Origin of the sequence: Rhodococcus sp. 05-2254-6, from assembly GCF_002258565.1 — a bacterium.
In the GTDB taxonomy this organism is placed as follows: Bacteria; Actinomycetota; Actinomycetes; order Mycobacteriales; family Mycobacteriaceae; genus Rhodococcoides.
The window spans coordinates 45,167-62,234 of record NZ_NOZF01000005.1; the positions used below are offsets into that span (position 1 = coordinate 45,167).

Sequence of the window (17,068 nt, forward strand, 5' to 3'; positions counted from 1 at the left end):
GTGCCCTCGAGTGCACCGTCGCGCCGGGCGAGCTGTGTGTGGTGGGCGACGCGGATCAGTCCATCTACGCATTCCGTGGTGCCACGATTCGCAACATCGAGGAATTCGAGCGCGACTATCCCGACGCACGCACCATCCTGCTCGAGCAGAACTACCGATCGACGCAGAACATCCTCTCGGCCGCCAACGCGGTGATCTCGCGCAACATCGGCCGGCGTGAGAAGAAACTGTGGACCGACACCGGCGAGGGCGAGTTGATCGTCGGTTACGTCGCCGACAACGAGCACGACGAGGCGTCGTTCGTGGCCTCCGAGATCGATCGGCTCGTCGACGGCGGAGACGTGCGCTTCGACGAGGTGGCCGTCTTCTATCGAACCAACAACTCCTCGCGTGCGCTCGAAGAGATCTTCATCCGACTCGGACTGCCGTACAAGGTCGTCGGCGGAGTCCGATTCTACGAGCGCAAGGAGGTACGAGACCTCGTCGCGTACCTGCGGGTGCTGTCCAACGAGGACGACACCGTCAGCATGCGACGGATCCTCAACACTCCGCGCCGGGGGATCGGCGATCGTGCCGAGGCCTGTGTCGCCGTGCACGCCGAGCAACGAGACATCAGCTTCTCACGCGCATTGCACGACGCGGCTGCGGGCAAGGTGGCGTTGCTCAACTCGCGGCAGCAGAAGTTGATCGCGCAGTTCATGGAGTTGCTCGACGAACTACGTGCAGTGCTCACCGCCACCGACGGAGACGGCAACGACATCGCAGACATCGGTGATGTCGTCGAAGCCGTTCTCGACCGCACCGGCTACCGCGCAGAACTCGAAGCCAGCAGTGATCCGCAGGACGGCGCGCGCCTCGACAACCTCAACGAACTCGTCAGCGTCGCACGGGAATTCACCTCGGAAGCGCGTAATCAGGCCGCAGTGGCGGCAGAGGCTCTCGAAACCGGGGACGACGAGAACGGCGACGCGGACGGTGGCGTCGACGGGTTGGCCGAGCCGGGGTCGCTCGCGGCGTTCCTCGAGCGGGTCTCTCTGGTGGCCGACACCGATCAGATCCCCGATTCGGGTACCGGCGTCGTCACCCTGATGACGCTGCACACCGCCAAGGGTCTGGAATTCCCGGTCGTCTTCGTGACGGGTTGGGAGGACGGCCAATTCCCGCACATGCGGGCGCTCGGCGACCCCAACGAACTGTCCGAGGAGCGACGCCTGGCGTACGTGGGCATCACCCGTGCGCGGCAGCGGCTCTACCTCACGCGCGCGATCATGCGCTCGGCATGGGGGCAGCCGATCGCGAACCCGGAATCGCGCTTCCTGCAAGAAGTTCCGCAGCACCTGATCGACTGGCGACGCGAGGATCCGGGCACCGGGGGAGGCCGAGCCATCGGCGGGGGCAGATCCGGCAGCTACGGATCGGGTGGCGGATACGGCTCGAACAATTACGGCTCGAACAGCTACGGCTCCGGCAGCTACGGCTCCGGCAGCTACGGCTCCTCGAATCGCGGCCAGAGTTCGACGCCGAGTTTCGGTGCCGCCAAGGGGCGCAACTCCAATCTCGTTCTCGCGGTGGGGGATCGAGTCAGCCACGACAAGTACGGCCTGGGTACGGTGCTGGAATCGACCGGTGCCGGAGTCAAGGCGATGGTGTTGGTCGACTTCGGTTCGGCTGGTCGCGTGAAGATGATGCTCATCGGCGGCGTCCCGATGACCAAGCTGTAACAGAGCAGAGAACGCGAAAGCCGGACCCTGCAACAGCGGGGTCCGGCTTCGAGTCGAAAGCTGGTGTACTCAGTCCATCTCTGGGCCGAGGGAAATTCCTCGGGAAGCGAGCCACGGAAGCGGGTCGATCTTGACCTCGCCCGGAAGGTGGACCTCGAAGTGCAGGTGCGGGCCGGTGGAGAAGCCGCGGTTGCCCATCGTCGCGATTTGATCGCCTGCCATGACGTCCTGGCCGACCGTGACGGTCGAGGTGTCGATGTGGCCGTAGACGGTGATCGTGCCGTCGGCGTGCTGCACGCGAACCCACATGCCGAAGCCTGCGGCCGGACCGGAGTCGATCACCTTGCCGTCGGCGACGGCGTAGATCGGGGTTCCGATGGCGTTGGCAACATCGACGCCGGCGTGGAGAACGCCCCAGCGGGTGCCGAAGTTGGAGGTGTAGGTGCCCTGCGCCGGCAGTGCGAACAGCGGCCTGCGAGCAGCGGCTTCGCGGGCGGCGCGCTCTTCGCTGAAGCGCTGGCCCTTGGCGAGCAGGTCGTTGAACTGGCTCAGATCCACCGGCGCAGCGATGCTGAGGATCTGCGGAGCCTCCGACGGCGTCGCGCTGGACGAGTCGGCTTCGACCTCGGTGGTCTGCGGAGCGGTGGTGGCCGCGACTGCTGCCGCAGCGGGTGCTTCACCTGCGGCGAGTGCGTACTCGGAGGTGGCGACCGCGGTGGGTGCGTCGTCGTTGACGACGGCCTGGCCGGCCGCGACGACCGCACCTGCGGCCACGGCGAGAACTGCAGCTCGGCCCTTGAGTGCGGTGGGGGGAAGGGGGATGCGGTGCGCTCCGCCGCGACGGGCCACGGGGGTGGCGTCTGCAGTGGTGGCGAATGTGGTGACGACGGTCGGCGACTCGTCGGCTGCGACGTAGGCGGTATCTACGTACTCGGCCTCGGCGTACTGGTACGCGGGATAGGCGTACGCGTCGTAAGCACCGTTGTCGGCAGGCGCGGCAGCGGGCTCGTAGCTGTAGACCGTGGTCGCGTCTTCGGCCGAGGGTCGAGAGAATCTGCTCGATGTGAAGGACGCACGGTGTTGCTGCAAGACCTACAACCTCCGTTATCCGTGACCTGGCCGTTACTGAAAGACTCGGCAGACGGTAACGAAATGATTGCGAGGCGCGCAAGTTAACAGCCCAAACCGGCGGCATATGTGAGATGGCTCACAAGGCGACCAGCGGTTATGTCGTGACGGGCCACATTCGTAATCGGACACGAGAACACGTGGACGGCACACGGTGACAGTAACGGTTCTCGCATCGATCGAGCCGATACCGTGATCCGAGTGCCGACTCCCACCTTCGACGACTCGTCCGCCTCCGGCTCCGAGCGAGCGGAACCGCAGCGAATCCGACCCCAGGACGGAGAGTTCGGCCGAGCCGACGATCCGTCGCCCACTCCGCGCATCGCGCTTGCCGTCGCACTCGCTCTGATCGCTGCGGTTGCCGCAGTGGCGGCCCAGCTGATCGGCGTCGTCCGCAGCGCCGACGGTTCGCCGGTGGGTACCGGGGCAATGGCGGCCGCGATCCTGGCCGCTGCCGTCCCCGTCGTCGTTGTCCTCGGAGCCGCGGTGGGTGTGGTCGGCAAACGCGTCGAGTTCGCCGCAGCTCTGCTGGCCGGATACGGCGCAGTGGCACTCGGCCTCACGTTGCTCGACGTTGCCTTGCTGTCCGATCCCATCGATGCGAATCGGCTCGAGCTCTTCCGCCCGCTGAGCGCCGCCATGCTCGACGCGACCGCCGGTGCCTATGTTCTGCTCGCCGGTCACGCTGTGTCGGTGCTGGCGGGTATTGCGGGGTGGTCTGCGGTGCATCGCGCCGGGCTCGGTGACGGGTACGGCCATTCGGTGTATTCGGAACACGTGGGGCGCGCGGCGGCGGGGCGCGTCGGTCCGTTGCTCGCGACGCTGCTCGGCGCGTTCGGTGTGCTGGCGGCCGTTGCGGCGTTCGCCTCGCTGTACCGCTCGGCCGATCCGGTGGTGATCGTGACGGCAGTGGTGGAGTCGCCGGTGTTCGTAGCGGTGGGCTCCGGAGTCGTCGGTATCGCGGCGCTCGTGGTGGCTGCGTCGGCCCTGGCCTCCCTGTCGCCGCAGGTGGCGTCGGGTGCGGCCGTCGGTGCCGGGCTCGGCGTACTCGGTTTCGCCGGGGTCGGTCTGCTCGCTGGGCTGAGCACCGGAGCTCGGGTCGACGCCGGGCTCGGTGCCTATCTGGGAACGCTGGCGGGTCTCGGACTGCTGATCTGCGGCGCAGTGCTTGCACCCGTCGCTGCTGCGCGTGACCGTCGGGCGCTGGAGAGAGCGCAGCAGCGCGAGTCGGGTGCGCGAGGTGTCCGCGGTGTCGCAGGCCTCGGATCGACGAGGTGGCATGCCGCGGCCGGCAGCGTCGGCGTTCTTGCAGGTGTGCTGTTCGTCGTCGGATCGTTGTTGCCGATTCTGGAGACCGACTCGGGGATCGCCGTGCCTCAGATATTGGCCACTCGCGTGGTGATGGTCGCGGGGTTCGTGATGATTCTGGGTTCGGTGCCGCTGCTGTTCTCCGAATTCGCCTCGGCTGCGCGGCCCTTCGTCTCGATGTTCTGGCTCGGCGCGGTGGCCGCTGCGGCTGGGGTGCTGCAGTCGGTGGTGCTCGCCGAGGACGTGGACGGCGTCGGTGCCGGCATCGGCGCTCTGGCGATCATCGCGGGCGTCGTCGCAGCGGCCGCCACCGGACTACTGGCCCTGTTCGCCGGCTCGGCCGAACGCGACGACGTCGACACGTCCGCGGACGCATCAACCGACGGCGTGGTGCTCGGTACCGGCTTGTTCGGTGCAGCACTTCTCGCTGTGGGCCTGGCCCTGCCGCTGTATCGGGGCAGCGATTTCACTGCCGCCACCGTCACCGAATTTCCGTGGGGCTGGGACACCTGGGGGCAGATGCTGTTCGCCGTCGGAGTGATCGTGGCCGCCGTCGTCGCGGCGCGAGCTCGGGCCGCACGCGGCAGCGTCCTGCTCGGCGGAGCAGCCGTCGCAGGCATAGTCCATCTGGCGTCCTGGCCGCTGACATCTGCACGCGCCACCGATCCGGAAATGGGCCCTGCGGTGCTCCCGTTGGTGGCGGGAATCGTCGTTCTCGGTGTCGCCGCGGCACTTTCGGCCCGCCGCGCCGATCGGTGACGGCCGTTTCATCGAGCCGGTAGCGGTGAGATAGGCCACATAGCATGCATGCGCCCGATGCGCTGTCGAGACACCTGGATAAAGTCCATGCTCAGACCCGCTCACACCCCTGGAGCGGGCGTCAACGTAGACGAGACGGTGAGCTGATGGATCTCTTCGAATACCAGGCGAAGGAATTGTTCGCCAAGCATGGCGTACCCACCTCCGCCGGTCGTGTCACCGACACGGTCGCCGGAGCAACACAGATTGCCGAAGAAATCGGCAAGCCAGTAATGGTCAAGGCACAGGTCAAGGTCGGCGGCCGCGGCAAGGCCGGTGGCGTCAAGTACTCCAAGGACGTCGCAGCAGCCACCGAGAACGCAGAAGCGATTCTCGGACTCGACATCAAGGGCCATGTCGTCAAGAAGCTTCTCGTTGCAGAAGCCTCCGACATCGCCGAGGAGTACTACATCTCCTTCCTGCTCGATCGCACCAACCGCACCTACCTCGCCATGTGTTCGGTCGAGGGTGGCGTCGAAATCGAGGTGACGGCGGAGGAGAACCCCGACGCACTCGCACGTATCCCGGTCGACGCCGTCAAGGGTGTCGACCTTGCTTTTGCTCGTGAAATCGCCGAAAAGGGCAAGCTTCCCGCCGAGGTGCTCGACGCCGCTGCGGTGACCATCCAGAAGCTGTGGGAGGTCTTCATCAACGAAGACGCTCTCCTGGTCGAGGTCAACCCGCTGGTTCGCACCCCGGACGATCAGATCCTGGCCCTCGACGGCAAGGTGACGCTCGACGCCAATGCAGACTTCCGTCAGGCCGGCCACGCCGAGTTCGAGGACAAGGACGCAGCCGATCCCCTCGAGGCCAAGGCCAAGGAGAACGACCTCAACTACGTCAAGCTCGACGGACAGGTCGGCATCATCGGAAATGGTGCCGGACTGGTCATGTCGACCCTCGACGTCGTCGCATACGCGGGCGAGGCACACGGCGGCGTCAAGCCCGCCAACTTCCTCGACATCGGCGGCGGCGCTTCTGCCGAGGTCATGGCCGCAGGCCTCGACGTCATCCTCGGTGACGAGCAGGTCAAGAGCGTGTTCGTCAACGTCTTCGGCGGCATCACCGCATGCGACGCAGTAGCCAACGGCATCGTCGGCGCACTGAAGAAGCTGGGCGACGACGCCAACAAGCCGCTGGTCGTCCGTCTCGACGGCAACAAGGTCGAAGAGGGCCGCAAGATTCTCGCCGACGCCGCGCACCCGCTGGTGACGCTCGCCGGAACCATGGACGAGGGCGCCGACAAGGCCGCCGAGCTGGCAGCGAAGTAGAGGAAACAATGTCTATCTTTCTGAACAAGGACAACAAGGTCATCGTCCAGGGCATCACCGGCGGCGAAGGCACCAAGCACACCGCCCTGATGCTCAAGGCCGGAACCCAGGTCGTCGGTGGCGTCAACGTACGTAAGGCCGGAACCACGGTCAAGCACGTCGACGCCGACGGCAACGACATCGAACTCCCGGTCTTCGGCTCCGTCGCCGAGGCCATGGAGAAGACCGGAGCGGACGTCTCCATCGCGTTCGTCCCGCCGGCATTCTCCAAGGACGCCATCGTCGAGGCCATCGACGCCGAGATCCCGCTGCTCGTCGTCATCACCGAGGGCATCCCCGTGCAGGACTCCGCGTACGCGTGGGCCTACAACGTGGAGAAGGGCAAGAAGACCCGCATCATCGGGCCCAACTGCCCCGGAATCATCACTCCCGGTGAGGCTCTCGTCGGCATCACGCCCGCCAACATCTCGGGAACCGGCCCCATCGGCCTGGTCTCCAAGAGCGGCACGCTGACCTACCAGATGATGTTCGAGCTGCGTGACTTCGGCTTCTCGACCGCCATCGGCATCGGCGGCGACCCCGTCATCGGAACCACCCACATCGACGCCATCGAGGCGTTCGAAGCGGATCCCGACACCAAGATCATCGTCATGATCGGTGAGATCGGCGGCGACGCCGAAGAGCGCGCAGCCGACTACATCAAGGCCAACGTGACCAAGCCGGTCGTCGGCTACGTCGCAGGCTTCACCGCTCCCGAGGGCAAGACCATGGGCCACGCAGGCGCCATCGTCTCCGGCTCGCTGGGAACCGCGCAGGCCAAGAAGGACGCACTCGAGGCCGCAGGCGTCAAGGTCGGCAAGACGCCGTCCGAGACCGCTGCCCTCGCGCGCGAAATCCTGGAATCGCTGTCCGTCAAGTAGGACTCCCTTCTGTGAAAAGCCCGCCACCGACTTCGGTGGCGGGCTTTTTCGTGCGCGCGCCCCGGTTCGCGTCAATGGACCACTGCACACGTCTGGGCGCGGCAAAGTCACATTCACGCGGCGGGGTCTAGATTGATGCGCGTGCACAGGATCTTCACCACCGCCTTCAGCTCGGTCTATCCGCACTACGTGAACAAGGCCGAGCGCAAAGGTCGGACGAAAGCCGAGGTCGACGAGATCATCCGCTGGCTCACCGGCTTCGATCAGCCAACTCTCGAGCGCCACCTGAAGGACGACACGACGTTCGACGAGTTCTTCGCGGCAGCGGACCTCAACTCGAACGCGACCCTGATCACCGGAGTCGTCTGCGGCATTCGCGTCGAGAATGTCGAGGACCCTCTGATGCAGAAAATCCGCTACCTGGACAAGCTGATCGACGAACTCGCCAAGGGCAAGAAGATGGAAAAGATCCTGCGCGGATGATCCTTGCTCAGTAAATCGAATGAGTGAGAGTTGCGGTGTAGGTGTCGGCAAGCAGATCGCTGTTGGGCACCAAGATGTTCACCGTGGCCGTCCAACTCGTCAGGCACGCCACGCCCCCACCGGTTTTCGCGTTGACGGCGGTAGCCGAGAGCGGCACGTTGGTGACGCCAGGGGATTTCGCCAACAGAAGCAGGCAATTGGTCTCGGGAGCGGAGTAGGACGCGACCGGCGTGACGATCCTACCAGTGTTTTGGCCTTGGAACGGCGAGAGGCTCACCGTAGAAGTCCAGTTACCGAGTACGTTGACCACGCTCAGACTCATGTTCCCGGTCCACGGCACCCCAGGAGTCAACGCACCCTGTCCGGCTTGTGCGATCAGTCCGCTGTTCGCCTGAATGTTCAGCAAGCTCGCGGCGGGTGCTGCAGCTGCGCGAGCGGCAGGCTCGGGAGATGGAACAGCGCTGATCGAGGTGGTGGCTATCGGATCCGACGTCGGCGTCGCAGTTGTCGATGACGCGCCCGTCGGCTCAGCAGTCACTGTGGTCGTCGGGACTGCCGTGGTCGTGGGAATTGCTGAGGTCGTCGGGGCTGCCGTGGTGGTGGGGGTCGATTCCATCGTCGGCAGAGCCGCTGCCGTCACGGTGGGGGAAGTCGTCGTCGGCACGGTCGACACCGTCGGAGCCTCGGTGGATGCCGTCGGTGAGGTTGTAACGATCGGTGCAGAGGGTGTGCACTCGGCCGTCGGGATCGGTGTGGTGGTCGGTGCGATCGTGTCGGCTGGAACGGGGGTAGTCGTCGGCGTCGAGTCCAACGCGCATTGCGTTGTGGCGGTGGGTATTTCGGGGGAGGGCTGAGCCGACACCACCGGATCGACGGTGGCCGCAAGGACCACCGCCAATCCGACTGCCAATGTCAGACGTCGCATGTCAGCTGGTCTTTCGTCGCCGAATCACAATGAGTACCGCCGCCGCGACGGCGATGATTCCCAACGCAACGACCGCCCAGATCCAGGCTGGAGTACCCGACTCGGACGAGGAGTCTTGTGCGGCGACCGAGCCCTGGTCGGGGAAGGTGAGTTCGACGTTCGACGTCTTGTTCACCAACCCGCTCGTAACGGTGACTGCGGCCTGCCACGGCCCTGAGGGAAGAGCTGGGTCGAGCGTGAACGTGACGCTTCCTGATTGCCCAGGCGCGATGGACCCTCCCGAACCCTTCACCGGCGTACTGGAAATACCGCCGGGGCCACCGGAGAGCTCGACCGTGCCGCTCGGATCGAGAGCGCGGCCGCCGGTGTTGGTGATGTTCGCGACGACCTGTGGTGCACCGTCGTCGCTGCGAGCAGCGGTGACCCCATCTATGGACAGGTCGGCTGCGGGACCGTTCCCTGGACCTACCGACAGGTAGGTGCGAATCCCGACGCGGCTGACGTTCTGAATGCCGGTTCCCGTCGGTGCACCGGCAGTTTGCGCCCACACGACGGCGTACTGCTCACCTTCGGGGGCGTCGGGTGGAACCGCAATGGTCACCACCGCTTCGGCCGCCGAGTTCGGAGCCAGCGTGAGGTCTGTCGGCGTCACCGACATCCACGTCGTGAGCTCGTTGACGGCACGGTCGTCACCCACTTGGAAGCCGCCGTCGTCGGCGCCGATCGATGCGGCAGCGGGGTACAGAGTGACCGGTTGTTCTTGATTGCTGCCGTTGCTGACCTCGATGCGCCTGGTGATAGTGGTGCCAGGAGGCAAGTTGTCGATGATGTACGCCATCGCTCGTGGGTCGTCCTGTAGGGATACCGGCGCTTCGAGCAGTCGTATTCCGACGCTGCCCACCGGCGCCGGTTCGGTTGGCTGTTGAGCGGCAGCCGGAGCCTGGGCGACGATCGCTGAAGCGAACGTCAGTAGAGCCAGAACTCCGACTGCCAATCCCCGATTCGCAGTCATCTACAGATCAAGCCACCGAATGTGTGACGGTGCCCGTGTAGTCACCGGCAATGACATCGGAGGGCAGGTCGACCTCGACGGTGCCGGTCCAGGTGGCGGTATTGGAGCCGACGACTGCGGTAGCGACGACGACTGCCGTTGTGGTGTCGATGGCCTGTGGCAGCAGTACTCCGGCCACCGTCGAGATTCCCGTGCGTGCAGGCAGGAGCGGTGCCGAGTAGGTCACGGCGGTCGAGGGGATCGTTGCGGGGTCCGGTGAAGGCTTCTCGAAATCGGTGCTGAATGCCGACGCGGTCCAACCGTTGATTCCACGGCGCTGATCCGAGACGACGACCGGCGTAATTCCTCCGCTTGCAACGTCCCCGGTGACGGTCAGCGCTTGGCTTGCCGGCGCGGTGATGTTGAGTGCGCCTCCGAGCACTGTAAAGGTCAGGACGGTGTCGGCAGCGTTGGAGACGGCAGGCGAGATGACGGCAACAGCGAGAGCACCGGCGGCGGCGACGGTGGCGAAGAGTGACTTGCGCATGAGGGGCGTCCTAGGGGAGGGCGAGAGAGTTGTCCCGCCGGTTTGTGATGTGCAACACATTAATCTCCGCTGTTGATGACGCGTTACAAATTGCGGATAACTGTCACGGGGTCTTTTTTGGCGTCAGAAACGGACCTGGCACATAATTCTTGAAATCACGCTGATTCGAAGTGTGGTCCCGGGCTCGGAGCCGGACTTCACTGATCGTCATGACAACCACAGAAAATCGCGCCCTCACCAAGAACTGGCCCGACGCCCCCACCACTGCTGCCGGATGGATTTCCCGCGCGGGTGAGGTAGCTCAACTCCTCGCTGTCGATGCCGTCGCTCGCGACAAGGGCCGCGACATCCCCACCGCCGAGGTCCAGTTACTCAAGGACGCCGGCCTCGTCACCCTGCTCGGCCCCGTCGAACACGGTGGCGCAGGACAGGATTGGCCGACGGCATATCAAGTGATTCGCACCGTGTCGAAGGCCGACGGTTCCATCGGTCAGCTGCTCGGATACCACCTGCTGTGGTTCTGGGCCGCACGACTCGTCGGCACCCCCGAACAGATCGAGGCCGTCGAGGCAGACGCGACGAAGAACAAGTGGTTCTTCGGCGGTGCCGTCAACCCTCGTGACAACGACGTCGCCGTCACCGACGAGGGCGACACCATCGTGTTCGACGGTTCCAAGACCTTCTCCACCGGCAGCCGCGTCTCCGACGTCACCGTGCTCGAAGGTGCTCTCGAGGGCAGCACCGATCATGTGTTCGCGATCGTGCCGTCGAACATCGAGGGTCTGTCCTTCCACGACGACTGGGACAACATAGGCCAGCGTCAGACCGAGAGCGGCAGTGTCACCATCGACAAGGTTCGCGTCGACTGGGCCAGCGCAGCAGGATTCGTGGACAAAGCTTTTCAGCCCCGCGTCTACAACACCCTCAACGTTCCGACCATCCAGCTGGTGTTCGTCAACTTCTACCTCGGTATCGCGAGGGGCGCACTCGAGGAGGCCGCGTCGTACACCAAGGACAAAACCCGTGCCTGGCTGCACAGCGCCGTGGACAAGGCCGTCGACGAGCCGTACATCATCGACATCTACGGCGATCTGACCGCCAAGCTCTGGGCCGTCGAAGCTCTCGCCGACGCAGTTGCATTGGAGGGACAGAAGATTCACGACAACGCCTGGAACGTCACCGCCGAGGAGCGCGGTGATCACGAGGTGCGCGTCGCCGCCGTCAAGGCTCGCGCCACCGAGGTCTCGCTGGAGATCACCTCGACGGTGTTCGAGGCGCTCGGCGCGCGTGCGACGGCCAGCAAGTACGGCTTCGACCGATTCTGGCGCAACGTACGTACGCACACCCTGCACGATCCGGTCGCATACAAGCGACGCGAGGTCGGGCGCTGGGTTCTCACGGGCGAGCTGCCCGAGCCCACGTGGTACTCGTAGTCCCCACCTTTCTGCCCCGATCCGACCCCCGATTTCCGGATGTGCCATTCACACCATCTGAGCGCGTGGATGGCACATTGATCCGCCGAAGGATGACGCACACATGAGCACCGAAAAAATCACCGACGCGATCAAATTCGCATACTGGGTTCCCAATGTCTCGGGAGGCCTGGTCACCAGCACCATCGAACAGCGCACCAGCTGGGATTACGAGTACAACAAGAAGCTGGCGCAGACGGCCGAGAACAACGGATTCGAGTACGCCCTGAGTCAGGTTCGCTACGAAGCCAGCTACGGGGCCGAGTTCCAGCACGAGTCGACCAGCTTCTCGCTTGCGTTGCTGTTGGCCACCGAACGGCTCAAAGTCATTGCTGCAGTGCATCCCGGGCTGTGGCAGCCGGCGGTACTGGCCAAGCTCGGCGCAACCGCGGATCACTTGTCCAACGGCCGCTTCGCCGTCAACGTCGTCAGTGGCTGGTTCAAGGACGAGTTCACCCACCTCGGCGAGCCATGGCTCGAACATGACGAAAGATACCGTCGCAGTGCAGAATTCCTGCAGGTGCTGCGCAAGATCTGGACCGAGGACGACGTCGACTTCCGCGGCGACTTCTATCGGATCCACGACTTCACCCTCAAGCCCAAACCGCTGAACACTCCCGGTCGTCCCAACCCGGAACTGTTCCAGGGCGGCAATTCGTCTGCAGCGCAGGAGAATGCCGGACGGTACTCGGACTGGTACTTCAGCAACGGCAAGGATTTCGACGGCGTCACCGAGCAACTCGACAATCTCCGACGCGTCGCGCGTGATCACCAGCGTGAGGTCAAGTTCGGGCTCAACGGCTTCATCATCGCGCGAGACAGCGAGAAGGAAGCGCGAGACACATTGCGCGAGATCATCGAGAAGGCCAACAAGCCTGCCGTCGAAGGTTTCAAGGGAGCGGTGCAACAGGCCGGCAATTCGACGGGCGACAAGAAGGGAATGTGGGCCGACTCGACGTTCGAGGACCTCGTTCAGTACAACGACGGGTTCAAGACGCAGTTGATCGGCACCCCGGAGCAGGTGGCCGAGCGCATCGTGGCCTACCGTCGCCGCGGCGTCGACCTGATTCTCGGCGGCTTCCTGCACTTCCAGGAGGAGATCGAGTACTTCGGGGCGAAAGTCCTGCCGCTGGTTCGCGAACTCGAGGCCGCCGAGGCGAACGACCAGGAGTTGGTGGCAGCCCGCTGACCTTTCGGTTCCGTGATCGGTCGGGTCCGTGCAGTAGCGTGAGTTCTCGGACCCGACCGACCTGGGGTACGGACAATCTCAGATGAGGAGACGCGATGACCTACTCGCCCGGCGGCCCTGAAACAGGGGGCTCCAACTCTGGTGGCTACGGCGGAGGTGGCCCGTCCTACGGCCCGTCGTCCTCGCCGAATCAGCCGTCGTCCAACCCGCAGGGTCATCCAGGACAGAACCAGCCCTTTCACCAGCCGTCGGTGTCCAATCCCTTCGGCCCTCCGGTGCCGGGCACCTCGGCACCGGCCGGACCGGGGCCGGCCGCGTCCGGACGTAAGTCGCCCGGATCAGGACTGGCGAATCTGCCGAAAATTCTCACGTTCGTGATCCTCGGGCTCGGCGTCGTCACCTTCCTGCTCGGCCTGCTGGACCTCGTCACCGCCGAGGTCACCTCGTCTCAGGAACTGCCGAGCAGCATCCAGACGTCGTTCAGCACCACCTTCTTCGCCTCCGGCGGAAGCGCCGTGTCGGTTGCTCTGCTGCTGGCAGCGGGCTTGATCGCCGGTGCCTCGCTCATACAGAAGGACGCCAGGAACCAGGCCGTGGTTGCCGCCCTGGCGATCGCCGGCTGGCTGGTGCTGGTCTTCCAGTCGTTCAGTCTGCCCAGCGCAGAGGGCAACGAGTTCGCCAGCACCACCAGCTCGCTCGGTATCGGTGCGATCCTGGTGCTCGTCCTCGGCTTCGTCCAAGCAGCCGCCGCGGTGCTGGCACTGCTGCTCGACGCGGGCATCGTCAAGGCTCCGGCTCCCAAGCCTGCGGGCTACGGCAACCAGAATCAGCAGCCCGGATACGGCCAGCAGAACCCGTACAACGCGCCGACGACGTCGTTCGGTGGACCCTCGCAACCGCAGGCCTACGGCAACCCGCCGTCGTACGGTCAGCCTCAGGGAACCTCGTCCAACTTCGGTCAAGGTCCCAGCGGTCAAGGTCCCAGCGGTCAAGGTCTCAGCGGTCAAGCACCGAGCGGACAGGCGTCGGGTCAGCATTCCTACAACCCGGGTGGGCAGCCGCCGTACGGACAGTCCGCCCCCAACCCCTCGTCGCCCCAGGGCGGCTATGCACCGCCGCCGTACACCGGTCCGAGCGGGCAGGCCTATCCGCCGAACCAGTACCAGTACGGCCAGCCTTCGGGATACGGCCAGCCTCCGGCGAAGTCGGACGAGCCCGAATCGGGCGAGCAGTCGACGCCGTACGGCGCGCCCACGCAGTCGTTCGGTGCCACTCCTGCTGTGGACGACGAGAAGAAGCACGACTGATTCAGGCATCACAACCCACTTCGCGGCGCGCCTGACCGGCGCGCCGCGAAGATGATGCGACTCTCGTTGCGATGAGCGATCTATTGAACCGAGAGACGCGACGCGCGGCCGCCCGGGCTCCCCGCGCGAGCACCGGACCGACGCCCGATCAGTCGCGCATGCTCGCCGCAGTGGCCTTCAAGACCTCCGGACTCGTCGTGGTGATCGCGACGACCCTTGCTCTGGTCACCCTCGTCTCGGCCAACAGCGACCTCACCGGAACGCTCGGAGCGATCGCCGGTTCGTGGTTCGCCGTGCACCTGGTGCCCCTGAGTATCGGCGGCGCATCCCTCGGCGTCGCACCGCTGCTGCCGACCCTGATCATCGGCTGGTCCGTCGCTCGTACCGTCCACCACGCGGTGGACTCCGACACCGACCGTCGCGTGCTTCGGTGGATATTCGCGGCGTCGATGGCGGGCCCGCTCGCCGTCACCGCCATCGCTCTGGCCGTCGCCAAGGACGCGTCCACCGTCATCGGACTGTCCAGTCCCAATGCTCTCGTGGCCTTCTCCTGGGTCGCAGGCGTGCACGGGGCCGCATCCGGAACCGGTCTGCTCTTCGCGTGCTGGGACTCGGTGGTGATCCGCCGCGGACTTCCGGACTGGGTTCGCGCGCTCGTTGCGCCCTTCGTGCGCGTGCTGTCGATCCTCGCTGCAGGCGGGGCGGCGGTCGTACTGCTCGCCCTGCTCGTCTCCTGGGAGACCGCCGGCGCACTGCTCGAGAGCGGAGGCGATGTTGTCGGCATGCTCGGGCTGACCGTGCTGTCCGTGCTCTATCTCCCCAACATCGTCATCGGTGCACTCGCGGTGGCAACCGGTTCCACAGCCGGGTTCGGCGAGACGTCGGTCAGCCTGTTCTCCACCACCGGAGGACCGCTACCACCGCTGCCGATCCTGGCCGTCCTCCCCGAAGGATCGGCCCAGACGATCTGGGTCGTCATGCTCGTCGTCCCCATCGGCGCCGGACTGCTGCTCGGCCGCGACTGCGCCATCCGCAGCGCCGACATCCAGGTTGCAGTGTCCTCGGTATGGGTCGTGGCGGCCGCGGCCGGAGCGCTCGCAGCACTGCTCGGCTACGCCGCGGGCGGAAACTTCGGCACGTTCGGCACCGTCGAAGTCACCGTCTGGAGCTTCGGGCTGTTGACGTTCGCTTGGCTGGCCGTCGTCGGTTCCGCCTCCGCAGCCTTCGTCGTGTGGCGTCGAGCAGAACCCGAGCCGACTCGCGACGATCCCGCTCCGACTCCGGTACCTGTGGCCGAGTTGGCGATCGAACCGGCCCCATCCGAGCCTGACCCGTCCGAGACCGCCCCGTCCGAACCGGAGGACGACGAACAGACCGAGGTGGTCGAGGATGTCGTCGAGGCGGAGGTCGTCGACGACGTCCCGGCCGAGATGCCAGCGGCCGAAGAACCGGACGCGATCGTCGAGGCCGCTACCGCCGAACCGCTGGATGCCGAGGTCGTTGCACCTCCAGGAGACCGGGACGGACCTGCCCGGTAGAGCTCTGCGGCGCAGCGACTAGGCTTTCCGCTGGCTCGAACGATCCGCCTCGACAATTCAGGAGTAGTGCGCTGACTGCCTTGCGTGAGACACCCGCGCGGGTCGTCGTCCTCGCATCGGGGACCGGCTCGCTTCTGCAGTCGCTCATCTCCGCGACTGCTGCCGAGAGCTATCCCGCGCGCATCGTCGCCGTCGGAGTCGATCGAGAGTGCGACGCAGCCCGCCGTGCCGACGAGGCCGGAATGCCGAACTTTCGAGTCGGACTGAAGGACTACGCCGATCGAGCCCAGTGGGACATCGCGCTCACCGACGCCGTTCTGGCGCACGAGCCCGATCTCGTCGTCACCGCCGGTTTCATGAAGATCCTCGGCCCGCAATTTCTCGGGGCGTTCACCGGACGCATCGTCAACACTCACCCCGCGCTCCTGCCGTCGTTCCCCGGCGCACATGCTGTGCGGGACGCTCTCGACCACGGCGTCAAACTGACCGGTTCGACGGTTCATCTGGTCGATTCCGGCGTCGATACCGGGCCGATCCTGGCGCAGGAAGCCGTACCGGTTCTCGACGGCGACGACGAAGCTGCTCTGCACGAACGCATCAAGATTGTCGAGCGACGGTTGCTGGTCGACGTGATCGCAGCCGTGGCCACCACAGGTGTCACCTCCGATGGACGAAAGGCTCAGATAATCCGATGAGTGAACGTAAAGCAGTGCGCCGCGCGCTGGTCAGCGTCTACGACAAGACCGGACTGATCGAACTGGCGACCGGCTTGCACGGTGCGGGCGTCGCTCTCGTGTCCACCGGATCGACGGCGAGCAAGATCGCCGACGCCGGAATCCCGGTCACAAAGGTCGAGGATCTCACCGGATTCCCCGAGACCCTCGAAGGTCGCGTCAAGACGCTGCATCCTCGGGTGCATGCCGGCGTGCTCGCCGATACCCGTAAGCCCGAACACCTTTCGCAGCTCGAGGAACTGGGCATCGAGGCGTTCGAGCTCGTCGTGGTGAACCTGTACCCGTTCACCGAGACCGTCGCCAGCGGGGCGACGCCGGACGAATGCGTCGAACAGATCGACATCGGCGGACCGTCGATGGTGCGCGCCGCAGCCAAGAATCACCCCTCGGTTGCCGTGGTGGTCGACCCGGCCCGCTACGAGGACGTGCTCACGGCCGTGGCCGGTGGCGGATTCACCCTCGCCGAGCGGACTTCCCTTGCGGCACAGGCTTTTCAGCACACGGCCGCCTACGACGTCGCGGTGGCGTCGTGGATGAGCAATGTGCTGACCCCCGATACCGAATCGTCGTTTCCAGAATGGATCGGCGGAACCTGGGATCGCTCGGCCGTGCTTCGCTACGGCGAGAACCCGCACCAGGCTGCGGCGCTCTACGTCGATCCTGCAAGCTCCGGCATCGCGCGGGCGGAGCAGCTGCACGGTAAAGAGATGTCGTACAACAACTTCACCGATTCCGA

Annotated in this window: 15 protein-coding genes and 1 pseudogene; 12 read left to right on the top strand and 4 right to left on the bottom strand. The window is 65.4% G+C overall.

Features of this window, described 5'->3' with window-relative positions:
- Window positions 1-1,721, top strand: a 1,721-nt coding sequence (locus tag CH256_RS00490) for a 3'-5' exonuclease (protein WP_094668578.1), incomplete at its 5' end; no start/stop codon positions are given.
- 69 nt (window positions 1,722-1,790) lie between these two features.
- Here CH256_RS00490 and CH256_RS00495 read toward each other — a convergent pair.
- Complete coding sequence (locus tag CH256_RS00495; RefSeq protein ID WP_094639526.1) at window positions 1,791-2,810, bottom strand: M23 family metallopeptidase; 1,020 nt, start codon at window positions 2,808-2,810, stop codon at window positions 1,791-1,793.
- A 240-nt stretch (window positions 2,811-3,050) separates the two neighbouring features.
- On the opposite strand from CH256_RS00495, the gene CH256_RS00500 reads away from it, so the two are divergent.
- From CH256_RS00500 to CH256_RS00515, 4 genes are all read left to right on the top strand, one after another.
- Window positions 3,051-4,916: a hypothetical protein gene (locus CH256_RS00500; protein WP_094653738.1), complete on the top strand. Its 1,866-nt coding sequence runs from the start codon at window positions 3,051-3,053 to the stop codon at window positions 4,914-4,916.
- A gap of 146 nt (window positions 4,917-5,062) precedes the next feature.
- Entirely contained in the window at window positions 5,063-6,226 is a 1,164-nt protein-coding gene (gene sucC / locus CH256_RS00505) for an ADP-forming succinate--CoA ligase subunit beta (protein ID WP_032377331.1), read from the top strand.
- An 8-nt stretch (window positions 6,227-6,234) separates the two neighbouring features.
- Window positions 6,235-7,146: a succinate--CoA ligase subunit alpha gene (sucD, locus tag CH256_RS00510; RefSeq protein ID WP_094668579.1), complete on the top strand. Its 912-nt coding sequence runs from the start codon at window positions 6,235-6,237 to the stop codon at window positions 7,144-7,146.
- A gap of 135 nt (window positions 7,147-7,281) precedes the next feature.
- Window positions 7,282-7,629 carry a DUF2200 domain-containing protein gene (locus CH256_RS00515; RefSeq protein ID WP_094639528.1) on the top strand — a complete coding sequence of 116 codons (348 nt, stop codon included), beginning with the start codon at window positions 7,282-7,284 and terminating at the stop codon, window positions 7,627-7,629.
- A gap of 7 nt (window positions 7,630-7,636) precedes the next feature.
- On the opposite strand, the gene CH256_RS27530 is transcribed toward CH256_RS00515, so the two are convergent.
- Complete coding sequence (locus CH256_RS27530) at window positions 7,637-7,951, bottom strand: hypothetical protein (protein ID WP_143536490.1); 315 nt, start codon at window positions 7,949-7,951, stop codon at window positions 7,637-7,639.
- A 73-nt stretch (window positions 7,952-8,024) separates the two neighbouring features.
- Between CH256_RS27530 and CH256_RS00520 the strand changes: the two genes are divergently transcribed.
- Window positions 8,025-8,483: a hypothetical protein gene (locus CH256_RS00520; RefSeq protein ID WP_094668580.1), complete on the top strand. Its 459-nt coding sequence runs from the start codon at window positions 8,025-8,027 to the stop codon at window positions 8,481-8,483.
- Between the two features lie 72 nt (window positions 8,484-8,555).
- Here the strand turns inward: CH256_RS00520 and CH256_RS00525 are convergent, their stop codons facing one another.
- Complete coding sequence (locus CH256_RS00525; RefSeq protein ID WP_094639530.1) at window positions 8,556-9,566, bottom strand: hypothetical protein; 1,011 nt, start codon at window positions 9,564-9,566, stop codon at window positions 8,556-8,558.
- Between the two features lie 7 nt (window positions 9,567-9,573).
- Window positions 9,574-10,092, bottom strand: a complete 519-nt coding sequence (locus CH256_RS00530; protein ID WP_094639531.1) for a hypothetical protein — start codon at window positions 10,090-10,092, stop codon at window positions 9,574-9,576.
- 209 nt (window positions 10,093-10,301) lie between these two features.
- Between CH256_RS00530 and CH256_RS00535 the strand changes: the two genes are divergently transcribed.
- From CH256_RS00535 to purH, 6 genes and pseudogenes are all read left to right on the top strand, one after another.
- Window positions 10,302-11,525 (top strand): acyl-CoA dehydrogenase family protein, encoded by a 1,224-nt coding sequence (locus CH256_RS00535; protein WP_094639532.1) that lies wholly within the window; start codon window positions 10,302-10,304, stop codon window positions 11,523-11,525.
- Window positions 11,526-11,628: 103 nt separating this feature from the next.
- Complete coding sequence (gene sfnG / locus CH256_RS00540; RefSeq protein WP_068050155.1) at window positions 11,629-12,753, top strand: dimethylsulfone monooxygenase SfnG; 1,125 nt, start codon at window positions 11,629-11,631, stop codon at window positions 12,751-12,753.
- Window positions 12,754-12,848: 95 nt separating this feature from the next.
- A complete protein-coding gene (locus CH256_RS00545; protein ID WP_141215355.1) occupies window positions 12,849-14,060 on the top strand; it encodes a DUF5336 domain-containing protein in 1,212 nt (403 codons plus the stop codon).
- A 71-nt stretch (window positions 14,061-14,131) separates the two neighbouring features.
- Window positions 14,132-15,598 carry a cell division protein PerM gene (locus CH256_RS00550; RefSeq protein WP_094668581.1) on the top strand — a complete coding sequence of 489 codons (1,467 nt, stop codon included), beginning with the start codon at window positions 14,132-14,134 and terminating at the stop codon, window positions 15,596-15,598.
- A gap of 71 nt (window positions 15,599-15,669) precedes the next feature.
- Entirely contained in the window at window positions 15,670-16,293 is a 624-nt protein-coding gene (gene purN, locus CH256_RS00555; protein ID WP_068050161.1) for a phosphoribosylglycinamide formyltransferase, read from the top strand.
- Window positions 16,290-17,068, top strand: a pseudogene (purH, locus tag CH256_RS00560) (bifunctional phosphoribosylaminoimidazolecarboxamide formyltransferase/IMP cyclohydrolase); the annotation flags it as partial. The gene purN and the pseudogene purH, both read left to right, overlap by 4 nt.